The sequence below is a fragment of the Streptomyces sp. NPDC046925 genome (assembly GCF_040644915.1).
Taxonomy (GTDB): domain Bacteria; phylum Actinomycetota; class Actinomycetes; order Streptomycetales; family Streptomycetaceae; genus Streptomyces.
The window spans coordinates 292,793-313,163 of sequence record NZ_JBEYWZ010000007.1 but is presented as its reverse complement, the minus strand read 5'-3'; the positions used below and the strand labels follow the sequence as shown (position 1 = coordinate 313,163).

Below are 20,371 nucleotides of genomic sequence, written 5' to 3'. Positions count from 1 at the left end.
TAGACCTATGTGCGGCGATTTCAGAGACTCTGAGAGCACCCGTCCCGCGGCCCCGGACCCGAAGGAAGACATCCATGAGCAAGCGTGCAGTCCTGGAGGTGATCGCCCTCGACGCCGAGGACGCGGTCGCCGCTCAGGCCGGAGGCGCGGACCGCCTAGAGCTGGTCACCGACATGGCCGCGGACGGCCTGACCCCGTCCCGCGAGACCTTCGCCGGGATCCGCGCCGCCGTGGACATCTCCCTGCGCGTGATGCTGCGCCTCGCGGACGGTTTCGCCGCGGGCGACGTCGACGCTCTCGTGCGCCGCGCGCACGAGCTCAGGAGCGAGGGCGCCGACGAGTTCGTCCTCGGCTTCCTCGACGAGACGGGCGGCCCCGACCTCGCCGCTGTCGAAGCCCTCGCCGGCGCGATCGACGGCTGCCGCTGGACGTTCCACCGGGCCATCGACCGGGCCCCCGACCGCGACGCCCTGCGCAAGCAGCTCGGTGACTTCCCCGGCCTCGACACCTACCTCACCGCCGGCTCGGCGACGGGCGTGGACGAGGGCCTGCCCACACTGCTCGCCGAGGCCGCACGCTCCGGCGAACCCGGCTACCAGCAGCAGATCCTGGTGGGCGGCGGCCTGCGCCTCGACCACCTCCCGCAGCTCAGGGCGGCGGGCGTCGACGCGTTCCACATCGGCGGCGCCTCCCGGCCCGACGGCTGGTCGGCGCCGGTCTGCGCCGAGGCCGTCGCCCGGTGGCGGGCGGCGATCGACGCCTGACCCCTCCGAGCCAGGGGGGCCCGATCGCGTTCCCCGGGGGACGCGATACAACTGGGCCAACAGGGGAGGGGACTTCATGCCGACACCAGCGAACACCAAGCGTCCCGCGGACCGCATACTCAGGGCCGGGGCGCTGCCCGTCGCCGCGACGGTGCTCACCGCCACGGTGGCGCTCTACATCGCGCTCGTCGCGTTCGGGAACATCACCGATTTCGACAGCAACCAGCAGTACGTGCGCCATGTCCTGGCGATGGACACCACCTTCAAGGACGACGACCTGATGTGGCGCGCGGTGGAGTCCACCGCGCTCCAGGACGCCGCGTACGTCGGCATCATCGTCTGGGAGACCCTGGCCGCCCTCGTCCTGCTCACGGCGACCGTCCTGTGGGCCCGCGCCCTGCGCCGCCCCGCGGAGGTGCGCCGGGCACGACGGGCGGGCACGGTCGGCCTGCTGATGATCCTCGTCCTGTTCGGGGCGGGATTCATCGGGATCGGCGGCGAATGGTTCGCCATGTGGCAGTCGGAGGACTGGAACGGCCTGGACGCGGCAACCCGCGTCGTGACGCTCGCGGGCCTCGTGCTCGTCGTCACGCACCTGCCGTCCGCCGAGAATCCGGCGGACGGCCCCCGGGAAAGCCGGTCATGACGGTCCGTTAGCGGCCCTGGCCGCCGAGCTGCTCCGGCAGTGCCGCCGCGTGGACGACGGTGAGGCCCGACACCGCGCGGGTCAGGGCCACGTACAGCCTGCGCAGGCCCGTTCGTTCGTCGGGCTCGCCGTCCACCACGGCGGCGGGCTCGTCGAGGACCACGTAGTCGTACTCAAGTCCCTTGGCCAGAGAGGCGGGGACGAGCGTGAGGCGGGTGTCCGGGGTGGTCTCCTCGCCGGGCGAGAGGTACGTCATCCCGGCCGCCTCAAGGGACTTGGCCAGTGCGGGAATCCGGGCGTCGGCGGCGATGAGGCCGATCGAGCCCTCGTGCCGCAGCGACTCCACGCAGGCTTCGAGAGAAGCGGCGTCCAGGTCCTGCGCCCGCCGCACCACCAGCGAACCCGCCGACTCACGCACGGACTTGACCTCGGCGAGGCCCGGCGCGATGGAGGGCAGCAGCAGGGACGCGTACGCGATGACCTCACGCGGCACACGGAAACCCGCCGTGAGCTCCTCCACCACGGCGTCCCCCTTGCCCAGGTGACCGAGGGCCTGCTCCCAGCTCCGGGTGGCCCACGGTGTGGTGCCCTGCGCGAGATCGCCGAGGACGGTGGCGGAACCGGTCGTGCAGCGGCGCCCCACCGCGCGGTACTGCATGGGCGAGAGGTCCTGCGCCTCGTCGAGCACGACATGGCCGAGCGAGTGGGTCCGCGCGACCAGGTCGCTCGCCTCGTCGATCAACACGGCGTCGGCGGCCGACCACTTGGCCGCCTTGACGCCGCGCACCGGCTTGCTCCAGAGGATCAGCTTCTGCTCGTCCTCGTCGAGAATCCCCTCCGCGTGCACGGCGAGGAAATCGGCGTCCGACAGCAGCCGCAGCACGAGCTTCGCCGGATCGACGGGCGGCCACACCGCCTTGACGGCCGCTTTCACCGCGGAGTTACGGGCCACCGCGTCCTGCACACGGTCGTCCGGGGCCTCGCCCGCCCGCTCCATCTGGACGAGCACGGCGTGCGCGATGCGCTGCGGCAGCGCGTCACGGGCCGCCCCGTAACGGATGTCGCGCGCCAGCAACTCGCCGACGATCTCCTCCAGTTCATACGCGGGCACGCGCCAGCGCCGCGAGCCCCGCACCACCACGACCGGCTCGCTCGGCATGGTCACGTGCGAGCGCAGGGCCTTGCGCAGGACGGCGGCCATGCGGGCGTCGCCCTTGACGACGGCGGCGGCCGCCTCGTCCGTACCCCGCACCTCCACATGCGCCACGAGGTCGTCGACCGTCGCCTGCTTGACCTCAAGCTCGCCGAGCGCGGGCAGGACCTGCTCGATGTAGTGCAGGAAGGACTTGTTGGGCCCGATGACCAGGGTGCCGGTCCGGGCCAGGCGCTCGCGGTGGGCGTACAGGAGATAGGCGACACGGTGCAGGCCGACGGCGGTCTTTCCGGTGCCGGGGCCGCCCTGCACGCAGACCGAGCCGCCCAGGTCGCTGCGTACGATCTCGTCCTGCTCGGGCTGGATCGTGGCAACGATGTCGCGCATGGGGCCGACGCGGGGCCGCTCGATCTCCTGCTGGAGCAGCTTGCTCGTCCGCTCGGCCTCGTCGGCGTCGCTCAGGTGCTCGTCCTCGTACGCCGTGAGGTCGCCGCCGGTGTAACCGAAGCGCCGCCGCAGGGCGATGTCCATCGGGGCCTTCTTGGAGGCCCGGTAGAAGGGCTGCGAGACGGGGGCGCGCCAGTCGATGACCATCGGGTCGCCGTCGGCGTCGTGGACGTGCCGCCGCCCGATGTAGAACTGCTCGCCCTCCGCGCCTTCCGCCCGTTCGGCGCCGGGGGCGTGGAGGTAGTCGAGGCGGCCGAAGAAGAGGGGCGTGTGGGAGAGGTCGGCGAGGGACTTGATCCGCTCGTCGATCTGGCTCTGCAGGACGGCGGCGTTGACCCAGTTCGCGGTGACGTCGCGAATGTCGAGCGCCTCGGCGTCCTCGCGCATGGCTCGGAGGGCCGAGCGGGATGCGGCGAGGTGGGATCGCTCTCGGGAGAGGGGGTCTGGGGCTGGGTCTGGACGGCCGTGCACGGGTTGCCTCCGGCGGGGTGCGGGATGTGGGCGGGCGCGTTGCACGCGGGCAGACCGGGCATTTTATGCCCCGCTTCTGGGGGCGGCCACCGAATATCCCCTCCGGGCGGGTGGGGGCGCCCCGCGTCATGGGTCGTGCCGAACAGGCCTTCCCGCCCACCCGCCCGTTTGCCCTGCGTCATGGGTCGGACCGAACAGGCTTTCCCGCTTGCCTGCCCTATATGGTCGCCGACGTGGAGCGACTTAGGGTGAGCATTCAGTCACGGCGTGTATTCCCCCTCGCTCTGCTCCTCGTCTCGCTGGGCGCGTTCGGCGCGCTCTGTCTCGTCCAGCGCATCCCCATGGCCGACACCCTCGTCTACCGGGCCGAAGGTGCCGCCGTGGTCGACGGGCGGGATCTCTACGGGTTCACGGTGACGGCGTGGAACCTTCCGGCCACCTATCCGCCCTTCGCCGCCATCCTCTTCGTACCGACCACCTGGCTGCCCCTGCCCGTCCTCAAGCTCGCCTTCATCGCGGGGAATCTGGTCCTCCTCGCGGTTCTCGTCCACCTCTCCTGCCGGCTCGCCCGGATCCCCACCCGCCTCGCGCCCCTCCTCGCCGCCACCGCCCTCGCCCTCTGGCTGGAGCCCGTCTTCCAGACGGTCGTCTTCGGGCAGATCAACCTCGCCCTCGCCTGCCTCATCCTCTGGGATCTGACCAGGCCGCCCGGTGCCGTCGGCAAGGGCTTCGCGATCGGGGTCGCCGCCGGGATCAAGCTCACTCCGGCGATCTTCATCGCGTATCTGTTCCTCACCGGGCGCGTACGCGAAGGGGTGACCGCCACGGTCTCCCTCGCCGGGACCGTCGCGCTCGGCGTGCTCGCGCTGCCTGCCGCGAGCGTCGACTTCTGGACCCGCCGGATCTTCGAGACGGGCCGCGTGGGCAAAGCCTGGATCGTCGACAACCAGTCGATTCAGGGCCTGGTCGCGAGGGTGACGCACGATCCGCATCCGGGGCTCGTGTGGGTCGCACCCGCAGCACTCGTCGCCGCCGCCGGTCTGTGGCTCGCGAGCCGTACGGCGGCCGCGAGCGAGCCGCGTGGCGTTCTGCTCACGGCGGCCACCGCTCTCCTGGTGTCGCCCATCAGCTGGTCCCACCACTGGATCTGGTGCGTACCGCTCCTGACCCTGCTCGTCGCGGAGGGCCGCCACCGCCTCACCGTGGCGGTGGCGGCCCTCTTCACGGCCCGCACTCTGTGGCTGGTCCCGCACCAGGGCGACCTGGACCTGCGGCTGCCCCTCTGGCAGCAGCCACTGGCCTCGCCCTACCCGCTGCTTGCCCTGGCCCTTGTACTGGCCCTGCTGCTCAGCTGTCGGCGAGCAGTTCGTCCGCGTCCACGATCCGGTACGCGTATCCCTGCTCAGCAAGGAACCGCTGCCGATGCGCCGCGAAGTCCTGATCGATGGTGTCCCGGGCCACGACCGAGTAGAAGCGGGCCTCATGACCGTCTGCCTTCGGACGCAGCACACGACCGAGCCGCTGTGCCTCCTCCTGCCGGGAACCGAACGTCCCGGACACCTGGATGGCGACCGTAGCCTCGGGCAGGTCGATCGAGAAGTTCGCGACCTTCGAGACGACGAGTACGGAGATCTCGCCCTCGCGGAACGCGTCGAACAGCTTCTCGCGCTGCGCGTTCGTCGTCTCGCCCTTGATGACTGGCGCGTCCAGATGCTCGCCCAGCTCGTCGAGCTGGTCGATGTACTGGCCGATGACCAGGGTCTGCTCGCCTGCGTGCTTCTTGACCAGCGCCTCCGTCACCTTGCGCTTCGTGGCGGTGGTGGCGCAGAAGCGGTACTTCTCCTCCGCCTCGGCCGTCGCGTACGCGAGCCGCTCCGAGTCCGTCAGATTGACCCGCACCTCGACGCAGTCCGCGGGCGCGATGTAGCCCTGCGCCTCGATCTCCTTCCACGGAGCGTCGAACCGCTTGGGGCCGATGAGGGAGAAGACGTCGGACTCCCGGCCGTCCTCCCGCACCAGCGTGGCCGTAAGACCCAGGCGGCGGCGGGCCTGGAGGTCGGCGGTGAACTTGAAGACGGGGGCGGGCAGCAGGTGCACCTCGTCGTAGATGACCAGACCCCAGTCGCGGGAGTCGAAGAGCTCCAGGTGCGGGTAGACGCCCTTACGCTTCGTCGTCAGGACCTGGTACGTGGCGATGGTGACCGGGCGGATCTCCTTGCGGGTCCCGCTGTACTCGCCGATCTCGTCCTCGGTCAGCGAGGTCCGCTTGATCAGCTCGTGCTTCCACTGCCTTGCCGAGACCGTGTTCGTCACCAGGATCAGCGTCGTCGCCTTGGCCTCGGCCATGGCACCGGCTCCGACCAGCGTCTTTCCGGCGCCGCAGGGCAGCACGACCACGCCGCTGCCGCCGTGCCAGAACCCCTCGACCGCCTGCTTCTGGTACGGCCGCAGGCTCCAGCCGTCCTCCGCGAGGTCGATGCGGTGCGCCTCGCCGTCGACGTACCCGGCGAGGTCCTCGGCGGGCCAGCCCAGCTTCAGGAGCGTCTGCTTGACCTGGCCGCGCTCGGACGGGTGGACGACGACGGTGTCCGCGTCCACGCGCTCGCCGACGAGCGGCTGCACCTTCTTGGACCGCAGGATCTCTTCGAGGACCGGCCGGTCGTTGGTGGTCAGGACGAGACCGTGCGTGGGGTGCTTGGAGAGCGTGAGCCGGCCGTAGCGCGCCATCGTCTCGGCGATGTCCACGAGCAGGGCGTGCGGCACGGGGTAGCGGGAGTACTCCACAAGCGCGTCCACGACCTGCTCGGCGTCGTGCCCCGCCGCACGGGCGTTCCACAGGCCCAGCGGTGTCACGCGGTAGGTGTGGATGTGCTCGGGGGCACGCTCCAGTTCCGCGAAGGGTGCGATGACACGGCGGCAGGCCTCCGCCTGCTCGTGGTCGACCTCGAGCAGGAGAGTCTTGTCCGACTGGACGATCAGGGGACCATTCACGCGCGCACCCTTTCGGTAAGCCAAACGTCCAGTGTGCCGTATGGCGCGTGTATACGGCCCTGGCTGCGTCCTGGCTCACGTTCTGGAGGGCGCTGGGCTGGTCCGGCGGCGGTCTCAGTCGTCCGCGGGCGGGTCCGGTGGCGGTCGCTCAGTCGTCCGCGAGTTCCGCGACTCCCGTGACGCGGTGCAGGGGGTACGTCCTGACCTCGTCCGCCGTGTGGTCGTACGCCGTCACGAAGCCGCCCTCCACCCGGATCGGGGCGATCACGCGCTGACTCGCCGAGCCTTCCGCGTTCACGTAGCCGATCCACACCGCCTCGTTGGTCAGGACCGCGGCCTGCATCGTGGCGAGGGTCTCCGCCGCCGTCGTGCGGGGCAGCGTGCCGCCCGCCTCCGGGGCCGCCCTGCGCGGGGCGGTCGATGCCAGGTCGCCGGCGCGGATGGCGCGCACCGCGGCGCCGGTCAGCGTGGCGTCCGCGAGGGGCGGGCCGTCGTGGACCGGCTCGGGCGCGGTGCGGGGCGGGGTGCGGTGGGCGTGCGCCCGCGTGATCAGTACGTCGCCTTCGGCGCTCTCCGCGGCGGGCGCGAAGCCCATCTGGCGCAGGCCTTCGAGGAGCGCCCCGGGGTCGGCCTGGGCGGCGAGCACGGTGGGCGCGAGGCGGCGCAGGCGCAGGCCCTGCGAGCGCTTGTCGGCGAGGATCTCGTTCAGGAGCGCCTCGTCGTCGCAGCGCACGTACGCGGACGCGGCGCCGATCCGCAGGTGGCCGTGTTTACGGGCGACGTCGTCGATGAGGTACGCCAGGGGCTGCGGCACCGGCGTACGGGAGTGCGCGGCGAGGAAGGCGTGCAGGTCGGACGCGGACTTGCCCGCGTCGAGCGCGCGCCGCACGGAGCCGGGCGTGAAGCGGTACACCGTCGCCCCGCCCTTGGACTCCACGTCGGCGAGCACCGACAGCGTCTCGGCGAGCGGCCGCTCCAGCGGGCCGGGGGCCACGGCGGTGAGGTCGGCCTGGAGCAGTACGTGGTCGAGGGGGTCGGGCAGGAGCGGGGCGAGGAGTCTGGCCGCGCGGGCGGCTTGGGCGGTGAGTTCGGCGGGGATTGCGGGTGCGGGGCTGGCCCCGGGGCCCGTGCTGTCTTCCTCGCTCTCGGAACCGAGCAGCGCCCGGCCGTGTGCGGAGAGCGCGCCGCGGCCCGTGATGCCGAGCAACTCCGCTTCGTTCAGGGTCCACTGGGCGATGCGGGCCCGCAGCTCCATGGGGGCGGTGGTGCCGGTGGGTGTGCCGGGGAGTGTGCCTGCCGGGGTGCCGGGGGGTGTGCTGCCGCCTGCCGCGCCGCGCGGCGGGCGCTCCCACCGCAGGCGGGCGATCAGCGACTCCGGGGTCGGGCTCGCGCCGTCCGGCAGCGTGGTGAGGAGCGTGAGTACGCGGTGCCGGATCTCCGGCGCCGATGAGCGGTCCAGGTGCGGGCCGAGCGCCGACAGGGTGCGGTCCTTGCCGTCACGGCCGCCGATCAGGCCCGCCGTGCGGGTCGCCGTCAGCCAGGCCCTGGCGAGGGCCGACCAGCGCTCGGCGGCGGGCAGCTCCTGCCAGTCGTCGTACGCGGGTGTCGCCGCGTACCGCTCGTCCGCCTCGCCGTCCGACGCCACCAGGCCCGCCGCGTAGGCCAGTTCCACCCAGAACGCGGCCACCGGTTCCGGTACGTCCAGGGCCACCGCCGTGCGCTTCAGGTCGCGCACGCTGAGGCCGCCCGCGCGGAGTACGGCGGGGCCGCCCTCGTCCCAGTCCTTCATGAGCTCTTCGACGGTGTCGAGCGCCATGTACGCCTGGCTCGCCGCCGCCGCGTCCACAGCCTGTGGACGGTGTTCGCGTAGCGCCTCCACCGCGGGGGGTGCGGGTTCGAGGTGCCGGTGGGCGCGGCCCGCGCGCAGGTGCAGGGCCGCCTCCCTCGGGAGTACGACCGTGCCGGGGGCGGTCGGGAGCAGGAGGCCCCGGTCCAGGAGCCAGCGCAGGTGGCGTGCCGGGTCGGCGGTCACCTGGCCGTAGGGCGGGCCCCAGACGAGCCGCGAGAGCACTTCGACGGACTCGGCGGGGGCTTCGTCGAGGAGCGCGGACATCCGGGTGCGGTCCGTGAAGAGTCCGGTGAGCGAGCGGACCGCGGAGACCGCGTCGTGGGTGGAGGGGAGCCCGGCGGCCGTCACGATGTCCTGCATACGGTTCGGCGACATGCCCGCGGTGGCCTCGGCGACGGTGGGGCCGAGGCCGGTGGGGGAGGGGTACTGGGGGGCGGGGGCGAGGAGTTCGCGGGCGGTGCGGACCAGGCGGAGGCGGTCGTCTGGGCCCCAGACGATGGCTTGCTCGCGGAGGGTGGCGAGGGCGCGGGCCAGCGCCGTGGTGACGGCACCGCTTCCTTCTGCGTCTGGCTTGTCTCGCTGGTCTCGCTGGTCTCGCTCGTCTTGCTCGTCCCCGGCCACGAGCGAGTGCAGCTCTTCGTACGTGGCCGGTTCGGGGGCTACGGCCAGTGCCTCGGCGACCTGCTGGGCGAACCGGTCCAGCCGCTCCAGGGCGCGGACCACGGAGGCGCGGGTGGCTGCGCGGGTGGCCAGCTGGGTGAGGTCGTTCGGAACCGGCGTGAGCAGATCCGGGCGGGCGCGGAGCAGCGCACCGAGGGACGCGTCATCACGGGACCGCAGTGCCTCGGCGAGGGAGCGGGGGGTGTCCGCTGGGCGCTGGGGCTGCTCGTCGGTGCTCATCAGGCTCACGGTAGCGGGTTGGGGTACGCCAACGCGGCTCCCTGCCCGCACCCCTCCAACCACCTGCGACCACACCCTCCCGCGCGCGTCGCCGGGGGCGGGGGTGTCCGGGGCGGTGCGGGGCGTTCCGGCTGCGGGTGCGTCCGGGGGCGGTGCGGGTCGTGTGTGGGTGCGGGGGCGCGCCGGTATGTCCGTCCTCGCCATCCGCCGGTGGGCGCCCTTTTGCTTCGCCTAGGGAGCGCAGCGAACCGTGCTCCGGGCGGAAATACCGACACACCCCCTCGCGTCTCGTTGCCGACTGCGGGCCGTCACCAACTGGCCTGCTCCTACGCCCGGCCGTGACCCGGCGAGTCGGGCGGGTGGGCGGGAAAGCCCCTACGGGGTGCCCGAGGCGGGGCGCGCCGGTATGTCCGTCCTCGCCATCCGCCGGTGGCCGTCCCTTTGCTGCGGCTGGGGAGCGTTGCGAACCGCGCTCCGGGCGGAAATACCGGCACACCCCCTCGCGCGCGTCGCCGACTGGCGGGTGGGTGGGAGAGGTTTGTTCGGGTGTGGCGGGGTGCGGGGGCTGGCCCCGGGGAGTAGGGGACGCGGTACGGTCGTCTGACCGGGTACACAGGGCGGGGCTTCAACCGGGCCGCTCCGGAGGGGACTTCGTGGGGATCGAGAGCGATCAGCTCGTCTTCGACTATCTGAGCCGCGTCGGAGACCTGGCCCAGCAGCAACAGCTGCCGTCAGGCACCCGCATGCGCCTGGTCTCCCGCCTGCGGAACGAGATCGACCGGACCAGAGCGAAGACCGCGGCCGACAACCCCGCCGCCATACGCCGCATCCTCGACCGCCTCGGCACCCCCGAGGATCTCGTCGAAGCCGCCGGCACAGGCAGCGGCACCGGCGGCAGCAGCAGCGGCACTAGTAGTCCTGCTGTGGCCGAGACCGTCAGCGAGCCCCGCGAACGGCCCAAGCGGCTGCGCCGTGTCGTGCCGCGGCCCCGGCCCGCCGCCGAAGAACCGGAGCTCCCGAAAGAGGACCCCGGCCCTTCCCCGCCGCACCTCGCCGGCACGGACGAACTCGGCGACAGCGGCTCCCAGCCCGACTGGTGGCGGACGGACAGCAGCCCCTTCGGCCTCGGCGACAGCGTGCCCGGCTTCACCGGCGGCGTGGAAATCCCGGAACTCCTCAAGCCCCCGCCCAAGAAACGCCCCGTGGAGGACGTAGAGGAAGAGGAAGAAGAGGACGAGGTCGAGGGTGAAGGGGAGGAACAAGTTGAGCCTCCGCGGCGACGTCGCTTCCGCCTAGCCCGCCCCGCAGCCCTCGCCCCCTCCACCCCCCGCTTCACCAACCCCCTGCTCCTGCTCGCCGCAGCGCTCCTCACCGTCGGCGCCATCCTCGGCAACTGGCTTGCTCTCGGCGGCGGCTGGCTTCTCGCGTACGCCTCGCGAAGGCTGAGCCGTGCCGAGGCGAAGTGGGCCGTCATCGGGCTGCCCGGCCTCTCCGTGGCGGCCGGGATCACCTGGCTCTGGGGCAGGAACGAACGCCGCTGGGGCGACCCCATCGTCGACGGACACATGAGCGACGCGATGGCCGAGACCTGGCCGTGGGTCGTACGCGGCGCGGCCATCGCCTCCGCCCTCTACCTCCTGTGGAGGTCCCAGCGGCGGCCGTAACGGCTACTTCGTGAGCGCCGTCTGCATTTCGTCCAGGATCTTGTTCGCCGCCGTGTAACCGATTCCCTGGATCCACAGCTCGTCGTCGACCGTGTGGACGTCGCCCGACTTCACCGCGCCCATGTTCTTCCACAGGCCGCTGCCGATGGTCTGCGTCTGCTTGGACTTCTTCGGATCTCCGTACGTGGCACGGAAGATGACATCCGCGTCGGCCATGTCGATCTTCTCGGGCGACACGTCGTACGAGAAGCCGTCCTTCGCCTTGGCCGCGACGGCGGGGCGGCCGAGGCCCACGTCCTTGAGGAGCGTGGCGATGTACGTCTTCTCGCCGTAGATGCGGATGTCCGCGCCCTCCACGAAGCGGACGACGTTGACCTCCGTCGACTTGGCCTTTTCCGCGCCGCCGACCGCCGCGGTGACCTTCTCGGTGTGGGCGTCGTAGGCGGAGGTGATCTTCTTCGCCTCGGCCTGCTTGCCCAGCGCTGCCGCGTGGACCCGGAAGTTCGCCTTCCACGGGTAGCCCGTGTTCTCCGTCATCACCGTCGGCGCGATCTCGCTGAGCTGTTCGTACTTCGCCGCATGCCGGATCTTGCTGGTGAGGATGACGTCCGGCTTGAGGGCCGCGATGGACTCCATGTTCGGGTTCAGCATCTCGCCGACGTCCTCGATGCCGCTGACCTTGTCCTTCGGCAGGTAGGCGGGGAAGCCCGACGACGCCTCGACGTGCGTGGCGCCGACCGGCTTCACGCCGAGCGTGATCGCGGAGTCCAGCTCGGCCGTGTCCAGGACGACGACCCGCTCGGGGGCGACGGGGACCTTCACCTCGCCCATGGCGGTCTTCACGACGTGCGTCCTGCCCGAACCCGCCGCGTTCGTACCGGAGTCGGAGTCCGACGAGCCGCAGGCGCCGAGCGCGAGCGCGCCGCCGAGGGCGAGGGCCCCGGCGGCGAGGGTGGTGCGGCGGCGGTGGGGGGAGTCGGCCCTTGCGGGCGAGGAGTTCACGGTGGTCATGGCTTGGGGGCCACCTTTCGGTCGGACGGGGGGTGCGGGCGCGCCTCCGCGGCCCACGGAGCCCCCGGGACGACCAGGGGCGACCCCGTCACCGGGTCCGGTACCACCACACACTCCAGACCGAACACCTCGCGGACGAGTTCCTCGGTGACGACATCGGCCGGCGCGCCCTCGGCGACGATCCTGCCCTGCTTCATGGCGACCAGATGGTCGGCGTAACGGGCCGCCTGATTGAGGTCGTGCAGCACGACGACCACCGTCCTGCCGCGCTCGCCGTCGCGCGTCCCGGCGGCCAGCTGCCGCACCAGATCGAGGACTTCGACCTGGTGCGAGATGTCGAGATACGTCGTCGGCTCGTCCAGGAGCAGGATGTCCGTCTCCTGGGCGATGGCCATCGCGATCCACACCCGCTGGCGCTGACCGCCCGAGAGCTCGTCCACGGACCGTTCGGCGAGCGCGCTGACGTCGGTACGTTCCATCGCCTCCGTCACCGCCCGCTCGTCCTCCTCGGACCACTGCTGCCACCAGTGCTGATGCGGCTGGCGTCCGCGCGCGACGAGGTCGGCGACGGTGATCGCCTCCGGCGCGACCGGCGTCTGCGGGAGCAGCCCGATCTGCTGGGCGATCTTCTTCGTGGGGAGTTTGGTGAGCGCGTCGCCGTCGAGCAGGACCGCGCCGCCCTTCGGCTTGAGCAGGCGGCCGAGCGCGCGCAGAGTCGTCGACTTCCCGCAGGCGTTGGGGCCGACGATGACCGTGACCTTGCCGTCGGGCACCGAGAGGTCGAGCCCGTGCACGACCTCGCGGTCCTCGTAGGCGAGGGTCAGCTCGCGGGCGCTGAGGCGGGCGGCGGTCACGAGGTGCCTCCATTGCTGACGGAACGACTGCGGCGGGTGCCGTGGCTTCTGATGATCAGCCAGATCAGGTACGGGGCTCCGACGGCCGCCGTGAGAACGCCGACCGGCAATTCGGTCGGCGAGAAGAGACGCCGGGCGAGCAGATCGGCGACGACCATGATCAGCGCGCCGAGCAGCGCCGAGCAGAGCAGTGGGATCTGCGCGGTCCGGGTCATCCTGCGGGCGATCTGCGGGGCGAGCAGCGCCACGAAGTCGACGGGCCCCGCGGCGCCGGTCGCCACGGAGGCGAGGACGACGCCGAGCAGCACGAGCCCAAGGCGTACGTGCCCAAGACGCACCCCGAGCGCGGTCGCCGTGTCGTCGTCCATGGTCACCGAGCGCTGGGCGCGGGCGGCCCAGAAGACGAACGGGAGCAGGACGAGCAGGGTCAGGGCGAGCGGTCGGGCCTCCGTCCAGCCGCGGCCGTTGAGCGAGCCCGTCATCCAGATCTGCGCCTGCTGGGCGACGAGATAGTCGCCCTTGGTCATGAAGAGCGTGGTCACGGACCGCAGGGCGATCGCGAAGCCGATCCCGATGAGCACGAAGCGGGTGGCGTGCAGGCCGCCGCGCCAGGCGAAGACGTACACGAGAGCGGCCGCGGCGATACCGCCGAGCACGGAGAGGTAGGGCAGGACGGTCGCGGACGTGACTCCGAGGGTCATCGCGCCCACCGTCAGGGCACTCGCGCCCTGGCTGATGCCGATGATGTCGGGGCTGGCCAGGGCGTTGCGGGCGACGGTCTGGATGAGCCCGCCCGCGACTCCGAAGGCGGCGCCCACGAGGAGGCCCACCACCATCCGGGGTTCGCGCAGGGTCCCCACGACCAGCTCGTCCGGCGACGGCTGCCCGAGGAGGACCTTGATGGCTTCTGCGGGGTGCACGTAGGACTCGCCCAGGCAGAGGTACGTGAGGCTGGACGCCGCCAGGAGCAGGGTCAACAGGACGGCGATTGCAGCTGCCCTGCGGTGCATCAGGAACGTGGCTTTTCGTAGCCGTAGGACGGCATACCCGGCCGGACGCTGCTTTGTCGGCCGGCCCGCATCGGCGGTTGTGGACGTCATGCTGCCACCGCCTTCCGGCGCACCAGCGTCACCAGGAACGGCACCCCGATGAGCGCGGTCATCACCCCGGCCGGCACCTCACTCGGCGGGAAGACGACGCGCCCCACCGTGTCGGAGACGAGCAGCATGACCGGCCCGAGGACCGCGGCCATGGGAAGCACCCAGCGATGCCCGCTGCCCACGATCGCGCGGGCGATGTGGGGGACCGCGAGGCCGATGAACGCGATCGGCCCGGCCGCCGCCACGCCCGCGCCGGTGAGCACGGTCGCCCCGAGCCCGCCGACGATCCGTACGGTCGCGACCTTCTGCCCGAGCCCCCTGGCCACGTCCTCGCCGAGGGCCAGCGCGTCGAGGCCGCGTGCCACGGAGAGGACCAGGACGAGGCCCACGAGCAGGAACGGCCAGATCTGCCCGACGATCTCCGCGTCGCGCCCGGAGAGCGAGCCCACCTGCCAGAAGCGGAACTCGTCCAGGGCGGAGGCCCTGGTGGTCAGGATCGCGGTGGTCACGGACACCAGGAGCGCGTTGATCGCGGCGCCGCCCAGGGCGAGCTTCACGGGGGTCGCCCCGCCCCGTCCGCTCGCGGCGATCGCGTACACCGCGACGGACGCGATGCCCGCGCCGGCGAAGGCGTACCAGACGTACCCGGTCAGGGTGTGCACCCCCGCGAACGCGATCGCCGCGACCACGCCCACCGAAGCGCCCTGGCTCACGCCGAGGATGCCGGGGTCGGCGATGGGGTTGCGGGTGATGCCCTGGAGGACCGTGCCGGCCAGGGCGAGCGCGGCGCCCACCATCAGGCCGATGGCCGTGCGCGGCACCCGCATCTCGCGGACGACCTCGGCGGCGTCGCTGTGCCCGCCGTGCAGCAGGGCGTCGACGACGGCGGACGGCGCGATCGCGCGGGCGCCGACGGAGAGGCTGAGGAGGACCGCGAGCAGCAGGGCCACGACGGCCGCCGTCATCGCGACGGCGCGTCTGGCGGGCACACGCATCGGCTGAGCTCGTTTCGGAGAAATCCGCAAGGCGTACCGCGGAAGGGGGGCGCGGAGGTAAGGCTTGGCTAAGCGGCTCAGTCTACGGGCGCGGCCCGGCCCTCGGCCCCGGGCGTCGGGGCTCGGCACAATGGCCTCATGACCTCACGCGCTCTGACGGTCGGCTTCGACCTCGACATGACCCTGATCGACTCCCGGCCCGGCATCAGGGAGGCTTACCGGGCCCTGTCCGCCGAGACCGGAACGTACATAGACGCCGATCTCGCCGTCACCCGGCTCGGCCCGCCCCTGGAGGAGGAGCTGCGCAACTGGTTCCCGGCGGACCAGATCGAGGCGATGGGCGACCGCTACCGTGAGATCTATCCCACATACGCCATCGCCCCCGCGCTCGCCATGCCCGGCGCCCGCGAGGCGGTCGCGGCGGTGCGCGCGCACGGCGGCCGGGCGATCGTGGTGACCGCCAAGCACGAGCCGAACGCGAAGCTCCACCTGGCGCACCTGGGCATCGAGGCGGACGCCGTCATCGGCTGGCTGTGGGCCGAGGCGAAGGCGGAGGCGCTGCGCGAGCACGACGCGTCGGTGTACGTCGGCGACCACACCGGTGATGTACGCGGCGCGCGTACGGCGGGCGCGCTCTCCGTCGCGGTGGCGACCGGGCCGTGCGACGCAGCGGAACTGCGATCGGCGGGCGCGGACACCGTGCTCGCCGACCTGACCGAGTTCCCGGCCTGGCTCGACGCGTACGCCGCCGCCGACCGCGGCTAAGTGGCCGCGGACTTGGCCTGACGGCGCTGGACGGCGATACCGCGCAGCACTCCCGCCACGGCGACGACGAATCCGACGCCCATCAGCATGCACACCGCGTACGCGATGGGCGGGAAGGGGTCGGTGCCGAGGAACAGCGGGGCCACCGTGACCAGAGTGGCCACGGCTCCGACGAAGAAAACGATTGCTCCGGTCCGGACCAGACCGTCGCCCGGTCCGGCGGAATTCGCTTGGGTTTTGTCACGCACCCCACCAGGGTAGTTCCCGGGGCGAAGGAAGAATCCGGGGACGTCTTGTCACCGGCCCCCGGACCAATAGTCTTGGTGCTGGCGGGTCGGGCGACCCGCTGTAGTGCTATCCAGAGCCGTTTTCCGCGGCATAGACGCGTACGACGACAAGTACGAGGACGAGGACTTCAGGTGCCTACCGGCAAGGTCAAGTGGTTCAACAGCGAGAAAGGCTTCGGCTTTCTCTCCCGCGATGACGGCGGCGACGTCTTCGTGCACTCCTCCGTACTGCCCGCAGGTGTCGACACACTCAAGCCCGGCCAGCGCGTCGAGTTCGGCGTCGTAGCAGGCCAGCGCGGTGACCAGGCCCTGTCGGTGGCGATCCTCGACCCGACGCCCTCGGTCGCGGCGGCCCAGCGGCGCAAGCCCGACGAACTGGCGTCCATCGTCCAGGACTTGACGACCCTCCTCGAGAACATCACACCGATGCTGGAGAAGGGCCGCTACCCCGACAAGGCGTCGGGCGCGAAGATCGCGGGCCTGCTGCGCGCGGTCGCGGACCAGCTGGACGTGTAGATACCAGCCGAATTACCGGCCGACTTTATCGGCCGAAGCCGAGCGCGTCGGGCGCGAGGGGCGGTACGAGCCCCTCCGCCGCCGCTCGCGTCAGCAGCCCGCGGATCGCCGCGTAGCCGTTCTCGCCCAGGTCGGCCGTGAACTCGTTCACGTACAGGCCGATGTGCTGGTCGGCGACCGCCGGGTCCATTTCCTGCGCGTGCTCCTGCACGTAGGGACGTGACGCCTCGGGGTCGTCCCAGGCCATCCGCACCGACGTACGGACTGCGTCCGCGAGCCGGCCCAGCCGCTCCTCGCCCAGGGACCGCTTGGCGATGATCGCGCCGAGCGGGATGGGCAGGCCCGTCGTCCGCTCCCAGTGCTCGCCCATGTCGGCCAGGCAGTGGAGCCCGTAATTCTGATAGGTGAAGCGGGCCTCGTGGATGACGAGGCCCGCGTCGACCTTGCCGTCCCGCACCGCGGGCATGATCTGGTCGAAGGGCAGCACGACGATCTCGCCCACGCCGCCACCGGTCAGCGTGTCCGCGGCCCAGAGCCGGAACAGCAGGTACGCCGTCGACTTCTCGCTCGGCACCGCGACCGTCTTGCCGGTGAGGTCGACGCCTTCCTCGCGGGTCAGGACCAGCGGCCCGCAGCCCCGGCCGAGCGCCCCGCCGCAGGGCAGCAGCGCGTACTCGTCGAGGACGTAGGGAAGGACGGCGTACGACACCTTCAGGACGTCGGATTCGCCGCGCTCGGCCATGCCGTTGGTGATGTCGATGTCGGCGAACGTGACGTCGAGACCGGGCGCGCCCGGCACCCGGCCATGGGCCAGGGCATCGAAGACGAACGTGTCGTTCGGGCAGGGCGAGTAGGCGATCTGCAGGGGGCCCTGGTGCGGGGTCGCGTCCTGTGCGGGCGTTTCAGTCATGCCGTTTCCAACTCTCCAGTACGGGCGCGAATTTCCCGAACGCGCTTCCCAGCGCGCCCAGCGCCTCGCCGATCCGCCAGGCCGCGCGGTCCCGCGGTCCCACGGCGTTGGAGACCGCGCGTATCTCCAGGACGGGCAGTGCGTACGCGGCGGCGGCCTCGGCGACCCCGAAACCCTCCATCGCCTCGGCGAGCGCGCGCGGATGGCGGCGCCGCAGTTCGGCGGCGCGTTCGGCCGAGCCGGTCACGGTGGAGACGGTCAGGACGGTGCCGGTCAGGCCGCCGCAGGCCGCGGCCATGTCCCGTACGAGGGAAAGGGGCGGCCGGTGGGTGACGGCACCGAACCCCAGTTCGGTGACGGGCAGGAAGCCGTCGGGTGTCTCGGCGCCCAGATCGGCCACCGTGATCTCGTCGGCGAACACGACGGAGCCGAGCGGTGCGTCGGGCCGGAAGCCGCCGCCGATCCCGGCGGAGATCACCAGGTCGTACGGGGCGCGCGCGAGGGCCGCCGCCGTGTGCGCCGCGGCGGCCGCGGGGCCCACACCGACGGCCACGGCGTCGGCGTGAGCGGGCAGCGAACCGGCCACCGCGTCCCGTTCGGCGGGGACTGCGGTGGCCACCAGGACCCGCGGGCCGCGGGACGGCAACGGCTGGGACATCAGGGGCGCGGAGATGTCAGGCGTCGGCGTTCTTGAGCTTGAAGTTCCAGACGCCCTTGAACTTCTGGCCGTCCTTGTCCTGCTCCACGACGCTGATGTAGAGCTTGTCCGGCGCGGGCTGGCCCTGCTGCGGCGCGAAGAGGTCGATGCCCTCGAAGGCGTAGTACGTCTTCTTGGAGGGGTTGGTGACCTGCTGGCCATTGACCCACAGGGCCCAGCCGGTCTTCGCCACCTCGGGGTCGACGCCGATGCGCAGCGTCTCGCCCTGGCCCACGGAGATCGACTTCGAGGCCTTCTTCAGGGCGCACTTGGCGGCCTTCGCGCGGCCGATGTCGTCGCCGTCGTCGTAGCAGGTGGCATCGGAGTTCACCGAGTCCTTGCCGACCGTCACGGTGGCGAGCGGCGTCGGCTTGTCGCAGGCCGACAGGACGAGGAGTCCGGCGGACACAGCGCCAATGACGGCCACGGAACGGCGGCCGCGCGCCGAGCTGAGAACGTGTGCGGCTCCGCCGCGGAGCAGGGAGGTCATGGGCGAAGGCTATCGGGCACCCCGTGCCGTCCCGCCACGTGGGGGTCGCGGCGTGCCGCAGCCATACGTCCGACGAGCCGCGTCCGGCGATTTGTCCGGCTCACGCCACCCGGGGACGGCCTCACGCCACCCCGGGGCGGCCTCACGCCACCCGGGGACGGCGCTTTCCGCCGTGCCGGGCGGCCGCGAGCAGGCTGCGCACGGTCGACAGCCAGCCGGCGGCGACGATCGCGGCGGCCACCGAGAACCCCAGTGACCCGTTCAGCGGCAGGGCCATGCCGATTCCGCCGCCCACCACCCACGCCACCTGAAGGATGGTCTCCGAGCGGGCGAAGGCGGACGTGCGCACCTCTTCCGGGACGTCCCGCTGGATCAGCGCGTCGAGGGACAGCTTCGACATGGCCTGCGCGAAGCCCGCCACCGCGCCCAGACAGGCGACGCCCACCGCCCCGAAGAACACCGTCGCGGTGATCGCCACGCCGAGCACGATGCCGACGACGGTCACGATGATGATCTCCGGCGCCCGGGACTTCAGGCCGGCGCCGACCGCGGTGCCCAGCGCGTTGCCCGTACCGGCCGCGACTCCCACTATCCCCAGGGACACCGCGGCGCTCTGGCCGCCGAGCGGTTCCTCGCGCAGCAGGAAGGCGAGGAAGAAGATGAGGAAACCGGACAGACAGCGCAGTGCCGCGTTCGCGGCGAGGGCGTGCGTGACGGCGGGCCCGACCGTACGCAGACCCAGGCGCCGCTTCTTGGACGTGTCCGCCGCGGCTTCGGCGCGGGCGTGCAGGTGCAGATGCTCCTCGTCGGCCGAGAGCAGCGCCTTGTGCTCGCCCTTCGCCGAGTCGACCTTGGGCGGCAGCGAGAGGGAGAGGAACATCCCGACGACGAAGATGACGAAGGCGCCGTAGAGCGGCCATCTCGGCCCGAGGGCCTGCAACCCCGCACCCACGGGCGCCGCGATGCCGGTGGCGAGCAGCCCGCCGAGCGTGACTCTCGAATTGGCCTTGACCAGGGAGAAGCCTCTGGGCAGCAGCCGTGGCACCACCGCGCTGCGTACGACTCCGTACGCCTTGGACGCGACCAGGACGCCGAGCGCGGCGGGATAGAGCTCCAGACTGCCGGTGATCACCGCTTCGGAGAGCAGCAGGGCGAGCAGGGCGCGGGCCAGCATCGCGGCGGCCATCGCATAGCGGCGGCCGTGCGGGAGGCGGTCGAGGAGGGGGCCGATCACGGGGGCCAGGAGCGTGAAGGGCGCCATGGTGATGGCGAGATAGAGGGCGACCCGGCCGCGGGCCTCGTCGGTGGGGACGGAGAAGAAGACCGTCGAGGCGAGAGCGATGGTGATCATGACGTCGCCCGCGCCGTTCACGGCGTGCAGTTCGATCAGCTTGCCGAGCCCCGACTCGCCCGCGCCGTGCGCGTGCGTGGCCTTGCGGATGCCGCGGGCCGTACCCGTGAAGGGCAGGTGCAGGGCGCGGCCGACCCGGCGGACGGCCCGGCTCAGCACCGGGCCGCGTCCGCCTCGATAGGACGACGACCTTGCGGCAGTCACTCCGTCATAGTGCCCCCTATTGGGCCTCACAAGTGCGGATCGGCCGCGGGGTAAACGGGTGGGCGGGTCGTAAACCGCCCCGAAGCGGCGGCATCGCGGGTGGTCGGCGCAGGGGCCGGGCACGCCGGTGTAGGCCCAGGGGCCAGGAGAAGGTAGCGTGCGTAGCGCGCCTGCGGCGGTTGTTCTTGGCCGCGCGCCTCTCGGTCATCCCGCAGAATGGATGACGTAGGTGCGCCCGAGGACGTTCGGGCGCGGACGTCGACGCGGCCCTCCGGTCCGCTCCGTCCGCACCCCCGCGTAAGGGTG

General features: G+C 71.9%; 17 protein-coding genes and 1 pseudogene. 6 read left to right on the top strand and 12 right to left on the bottom strand.

Going from position 1 to position 20,371, the window contains the following annotated elements; translation table 11 throughout:
- Positions 1-74 precede the first annotated feature (74 nt).
- Together ABZ906_RS28320 and ABZ906_RS28315 are read left to right on the top strand one after the other, a co-directional pair.
- Positions 75-764: a copper homeostasis protein CutC gene (locus ABZ906_RS28320; RefSeq protein ID WP_361194483.1), complete on the top strand. Its 690-nt coding sequence runs from the start codon at positions 75-77 to the stop codon at positions 762-764.
- A gap of 76 nt (positions 765-840) precedes the next feature.
- Positions 841-1,410: a DUF2165 domain-containing protein gene (locus ABZ906_RS28315; RefSeq protein WP_361387302.1), complete on the top strand. Its 570-nt coding sequence runs from the start codon at positions 841-843 to the stop codon at positions 1,408-1,410.
- A gap of 7 nt (positions 1,411-1,417) precedes the next feature.
- Here ABZ906_RS28315 and ABZ906_RS28310 read toward each other — a convergent pair whose 3' ends face one another.
- Positions 1,418-3,397 carry an ATP-binding domain-containing protein gene (locus ABZ906_RS28310; RefSeq protein WP_361387300.1) on the bottom strand — a complete coding sequence of 660 codons (1,980 nt, stop codon included), beginning with the start codon at positions 3,395-3,397 and terminating at the stop codon, positions 1,418-1,420.
- 368 nt (positions 3,398-3,765) lie between these two features.
- Between ABZ906_RS28310 and ABZ906_RS28305 the strand changes: the two are divergent.
- Positions 3,766-4,821: pseudogene (locus tag ABZ906_RS28305) on the top strand (glycosyltransferase 87 family protein); the annotation flags it as partial.
- A gap of 7 nt (positions 4,822-4,828) precedes the next feature.
- Here ABZ906_RS28305 and ABZ906_RS28300 read toward each other — a convergent pair.
- A complete protein-coding gene (locus tag ABZ906_RS28300) occupies positions 4,829-6,472 on the bottom strand; it encodes a DNA repair helicase XPB (RefSeq protein WP_361387297.1) in 1,644 nt (547 codons plus the stop codon).
- A gap of 148 nt (positions 6,473-6,620) precedes the next feature.
- Positions 6,621-9,221 (bottom strand): helicase C-terminal domain-containing protein, encoded by a 2,601-nt coding sequence (locus tag ABZ906_RS28295; protein ID WP_361387294.1) that lies wholly within the window; start codon positions 9,219-9,221, stop codon positions 6,621-6,623.
- A gap of 653 nt (positions 9,222-9,874) precedes the next feature.
- Between ABZ906_RS28295 and ABZ906_RS28290 the strand changes: the two genes are divergently transcribed.
- Positions 9,875-10,885, top strand: a complete 1,011-nt coding sequence (locus tag ABZ906_RS28290) for a hypothetical protein (RefSeq protein WP_361387291.1) — start codon at positions 9,875-9,877, stop codon at positions 10,883-10,885.
- 3 nt (positions 10,886-10,888) lie between these two features.
- Here ABZ906_RS28290 and ABZ906_RS28285 read toward each other — a convergent pair whose 3' ends face one another.
- The 4 genes from ABZ906_RS28285 to ABZ906_RS28270 are packed head-to-tail and all read right to left on the bottom strand — an operon-like array spanning position 10,889 to position 14,845.
- A complete protein-coding gene (locus ABZ906_RS28285; RefSeq protein WP_361387288.1) occupies positions 10,889-11,896 on the bottom strand; it encodes an iron-siderophore ABC transporter substrate-binding protein in 1,008 nt (335 codons plus the stop codon).
- Positions 11,893-12,750 (bottom strand): ABC transporter ATP-binding protein, encoded by an 858-nt coding sequence (locus ABZ906_RS28280; RefSeq protein ID WP_361194498.1) that lies wholly within the window; start codon positions 12,748-12,750, stop codon positions 11,893-11,895. The genes ABZ906_RS28285 and ABZ906_RS28280 overlap by 4 nt, the downstream gene beginning before the upstream one ends.
- Complete coding sequence (locus ABZ906_RS28275; protein ID WP_361387285.1) at positions 12,747-13,850, bottom strand: iron ABC transporter permease; 1,104 nt, start codon at positions 13,848-13,850, stop codon at positions 12,747-12,749. Before ABZ906_RS28275 ends, ABZ906_RS28280 begins: the two co-directional genes overlap by 4 nt.
- On the bottom strand, positions 13,847-14,845 hold the full coding sequence (locus tag ABZ906_RS28270) for an iron ABC transporter permease (protein ID WP_361387282.1): 999 nt from the start codon (positions 14,843-14,845) through the stop codon (positions 13,847-13,849). Before ABZ906_RS28270 ends, ABZ906_RS28275 begins: the two co-directional genes overlap by 4 nt.
- A gap of 138 nt (positions 14,846-14,983) precedes the next feature.
- Between ABZ906_RS28270 and ABZ906_RS28265 the strand changes: the two genes are divergently transcribed.
- Positions 14,984-15,610 carry a haloacid dehalogenase-like hydrolase gene (locus tag ABZ906_RS28265; RefSeq protein WP_361387279.1) on the top strand — a complete coding sequence of 209 codons (627 nt, stop codon included), beginning with the start codon at positions 14,984-14,986 and terminating at the stop codon, positions 15,608-15,610.
- Here ABZ906_RS28265 and ABZ906_RS28260 read toward each other — a convergent pair.
- The gene (locus ABZ906_RS28260) at positions 15,607-15,858 is read right to left on the bottom strand and encodes a hypothetical protein (RefSeq protein ID WP_361194506.1); all 252 of its coding nucleotides are present in this window, start codon (positions 15,856-15,858) and stop codon (positions 15,607-15,609) included. The genes ABZ906_RS28265 and ABZ906_RS28260 overlap by 4 nt on opposite strands.
- A 171-nt stretch (positions 15,859-16,029) precedes the next feature.
- On the opposite strand from ABZ906_RS28260, the gene ABZ906_RS28255 reads away from it, so the two are divergent.
- The gene (locus ABZ906_RS28255; protein ID WP_076685560.1) at positions 16,030-16,413 is read left to right on the top strand and encodes a cold-shock protein; all 384 of its coding nucleotides are present in this window, start codon (positions 16,030-16,032) and stop codon (positions 16,411-16,413) included.
- A 25-nt stretch (positions 16,414-16,438) separates the two neighbouring features.
- On the opposite strand, the gene ABZ906_RS28250 is transcribed toward ABZ906_RS28255, so the two are convergent.
- The 4 genes from ABZ906_RS28250 to ABZ906_RS28235 all read right to left on the bottom strand — a co-directional run bounded on the left by ABZ906_RS28250 (position 16,439) and on the right by ABZ906_RS28235 (position 20,017).
- A complete protein-coding gene (locus tag ABZ906_RS28250; RefSeq protein WP_361387276.1) occupies positions 16,439-17,323 on the bottom strand; it encodes a 1,4-dihydroxy-6-naphthoate synthase in 885 nt (294 codons plus the stop codon).
- Positions 17,316-17,981, bottom strand: a complete 666-nt coding sequence (locus tag ABZ906_RS28245; protein WP_361387273.1) for a futalosine hydrolase — start codon at positions 17,979-17,981, stop codon at positions 17,316-17,318. The genes ABZ906_RS28250 and ABZ906_RS28245 overlap by 8 nt, the downstream gene beginning before the upstream one ends.
- A gap of 16 nt (positions 17,982-17,997) precedes the next feature.
- On the bottom strand, positions 17,998-18,510 hold the full coding sequence (locus ABZ906_RS28240) for a hypothetical protein (RefSeq protein WP_361194511.1): 513 nt from the start codon (positions 18,508-18,510) through the stop codon (positions 17,998-18,000).
- 142 nt (positions 18,511-18,652) lie between these two features.
- Positions 18,653-20,017, bottom strand: a complete 1,365-nt coding sequence (locus ABZ906_RS28235) for an MFS transporter (RefSeq protein ID WP_361194697.1) — start codon at positions 20,015-20,017, stop codon at positions 18,653-18,655.
- Positions 20,018-20,371: the final 354 nt, after the last annotated feature.